2 protein-coding genes are annotated in these 2,883 nt (G+C 65.3%); one reads left to right on the top strand and one right to left on the bottom strand.

Annotated elements, in window-relative coordinates:
* Positions 1-154: 154 nt before the first annotated feature.
* Positions 155-1,345, bottom strand: coding sequence for a YbfB/YjiJ family MFS transporter (locus ACZYOF_RS43245; RefSeq protein ID WP_463719533.1), 1,191 nt, complete (start codon positions 1,343-1,345; stop codon positions 155-157).
* A 140-nt stretch (positions 1,346-1,485) separates the two neighbouring features.
* Between ACZYOF_RS43245 and leuB the strand changes: the two genes are divergently transcribed.
* Entirely contained in the window at positions 1,486-2,595 is a 1,110-nt protein-coding gene (gene leuB, locus ACZYOF_RS43240) for a 3-isopropylmalate dehydrogenase (RefSeq protein ID WP_463719532.1), read from the top strand.
* Positions 2,596-2,883 lie beyond the last annotated feature (288 nt).

Raw genomic sequence — 2,883 nt, 5'->3', positions numbered from 1 at the left:
GTCACACCATCAATGTGAGGGACGACCGCCCGCCCTCCAAGCGAGCCGCGCGCAGCGCGCCACCCATAGCGCCGTAGCAAGCGCGGCTCGCTTGGAGGGCAGCCCGGGGCCCGTTACCCCATCTACGGCCTCTGCCGGAGAAAGCGCGACCGCTCTATGTTTTCACTTCCAGCCTCCGCTGGAACGCCGATAGCACCGCGCCGAGCGCCAGCATCGCTGCCGATATGTTCAGCGCGAACGACAGGCTGCCGGCCGCATCGGTGATCGCGCCGACCACAATCGGTCCGATGGTCTGACCGATCCCGAACGAGATCGTCAGCGCGGCGATCGCGGTTGGCCATGACGATGGCGGATAGTTGAAGCGCACGAAGGCGGTGGTCGATCCCACCACCGCGAAGAAGGCAACGCCGAACACCAGGGCGGAGACCGCGAGCAACAGCGGCGAGTGTCCGAAGATCGGCAGTCCGGCGCCGATCGCGTTGACGCCGAGGATGATCGTGGTGGCAAGCCCGCCGCGGTTGAGACCAAGCACGCCTCGCCACACCCACGGTGTCACGAAAGCGCTCAGCCCGATCAGGCTCCAGAATGCGCTTTGCGCCAGCGCGCCGCCGCCGGCGTCGCGCACATAGGCGATCATGAACGTCATGTAGGCGATATAGCCGGCGCCGAACAGGAAATAGCCGCCGAGATAGATCACAACCGGCGCAATCGCGAACTTCGCCGAGGCCTCCTGCCTGGTCATGGCATCGGACGGGAAGGATGCGAGCCACAGCGGAATGGTCATGATGGCCGCGAGCAGCGTCATCGCCCACCACACGATCCACCATGAGCCCGGGCCGAACCATTGCAGCACGAACGGCGCCACCAGCCCTGACAGCAGGATGACGCTGCCGGGTCCGGCATAGAACAGGCTGAGCAGGAAATTGGCGCGCTCGGGCCGCGTCTGCGCGATCATCGCCGCAAGCGCGCCGCCGCCGACGAAGCCGGCCGCAGCGCCAAGGCCGGCGAGCAGCCGCGCAAAGCTCAGCACTACGAAGTTCCCGGTGATGGCGCAAAGCGCGAGCGACACCACGCAGGCCAGCGTTCCCCAGCGCACGGAGGCCACCAGCCCGAAGCGCCGGATCAGCCGCGCGGCGAGCAGCGCGCCGATCAGATAGCCGGCAGCGTTGATCGTGTTCATGAAGCCCGCCGCCGAATAGGACCACGCGAGCTGCTCGCGCATATCAGGCAGCACCAGCGAATAGGCGAAACGGCCGATGCCGAGCCCCGCGGTCGGCGCCAGCGACAGGATCAGAATCAGCCGCGCGGCGTGCGCGGAAGATGAGGGAAGGTCGGGGGCTTTCACTGAGAACTCCGGCAGGACCGCATTGTGGCAGGCCCCGCCGTCCTTGCACAGGCCGCGCTCCGGGAATGAAGTCTTGCCAACCGCGCAACAGCGCTTTAGCACTCCGCGCGGATTTCCTTAAATCTCAAGGCGAAAACCCCATGGCGACCCACAAGCTCCTCCTCCTGCCCGGCGACGGCATCGGCCCCGAAGTGATGGCGGAGGTGAAGCGCCTGATTGGCTGGCTCAAGGCGGAAGGTATCGCTGTTTTCGAGACCGAAGAGGGGCTGGTCGGCGGCGCCGCCTATGACGCGCACAAGGTCTCGATCTCGGAAGCGGACATGGCAAAGGCGAAAGCCGCCGATGCCGTGATCTTCGGCGCGGTCGGCGGGCCGAAATGGGACAGCGTCCCCTATGACGTGCGGCCCGAGGCCGGCCTGTTGCGGCTGCGCAAGGATCTCGGCCTGTTCGCCAATCTGCGGCCCGCCGTGTGCTATCCGGCGCTCGCCGATGCCTCCAGCCTGAAGCGCGAGGCGGTCGAGGGGCTCGATATCATGATCGTGCGCGAGCTTACCGGCGGGGTCTATTTCGGCGAGCCGAAGACCATCACCGATCTCGGCAATGGCCAGAAGCGCGCCATCGACACCCAGGTCTACGACACCTACGAGATCGAGCGCATCGCCCGCGTCGCCTTCGACCTTGCGAAGAAGCGCCGCAACAAGGTGACCTCGATGGAAAAGCGCAACGTCATGAAGTCGGGCGTGCTCTGGAACGAGGTGGTCACCCAGGTGCACAAGCGCGAATATCCTGACGTGACGCTGGAGCATCAGCTCGCCGATTCCGGCGGCATGATGCTGGTGAAATGGCCGAAGCAGTTCGACGTCATCGTCACCGACAATCTGTTCGGCGACATGCTGTCCGATATCGCGGCGATGCTCACCGGCTCGCTCGGCATGCTGCCGTCGGCTTCGCTCGGCGAGACCGATGCGAAGAGCGGCAAGCGCAAGGCGCTGTATGAACCGGTCCACGGCTCGGCGCCGGATATCGCAGGCCAAGGCCTCGCCAACCCGATCGCGATGCTCGCCTCGTTCGGGATGGCGCTGCGCTATTCCTTCGACATGGGCACGCTCGCCGACAAGCTCGATGCCGCGATATCAGCCGTGCTCGCGAGCGGCCTACGTACCGCAGACATCAAGTCCGAAGGCACGACATCAGCCTCGACCACGCAGATGGGCGAAGCAATCCTGAAGGAATTGCAGAAGCTGCACTGAGCGGGGGATGCGTAGGGTGGGCAAAGCGCAGCGTGCCCACCATCCACGTTCGGTGCAAGAAAGGTGGGCACGCTGCGCTTTGCCCACCCTCATATGGGGCTTCGTGAGTCAAGGCTCTCAACGAACAGGGTTGGGTTGGGTTTTTGCGGTGAGAGGGCGGCGCGCGGAGCCATGCGTAGCGCAGCGCGACGACCGGGCCCCGGGCGAGGATTGGCTTCCGAAGATTTCTGCAGCTCACTGCATCACCTCATATCCGGTCGGATCGGCTGACCCGTACCCACCTTCCGC

This window comes from Bradyrhizobium sp. LeoA1Lang (assembly GCF_055413685.1).
Note: the sequence above shows the minus strand (reverse complement) of the source record. Positions and strands in the feature narration are given on the sequence as shown.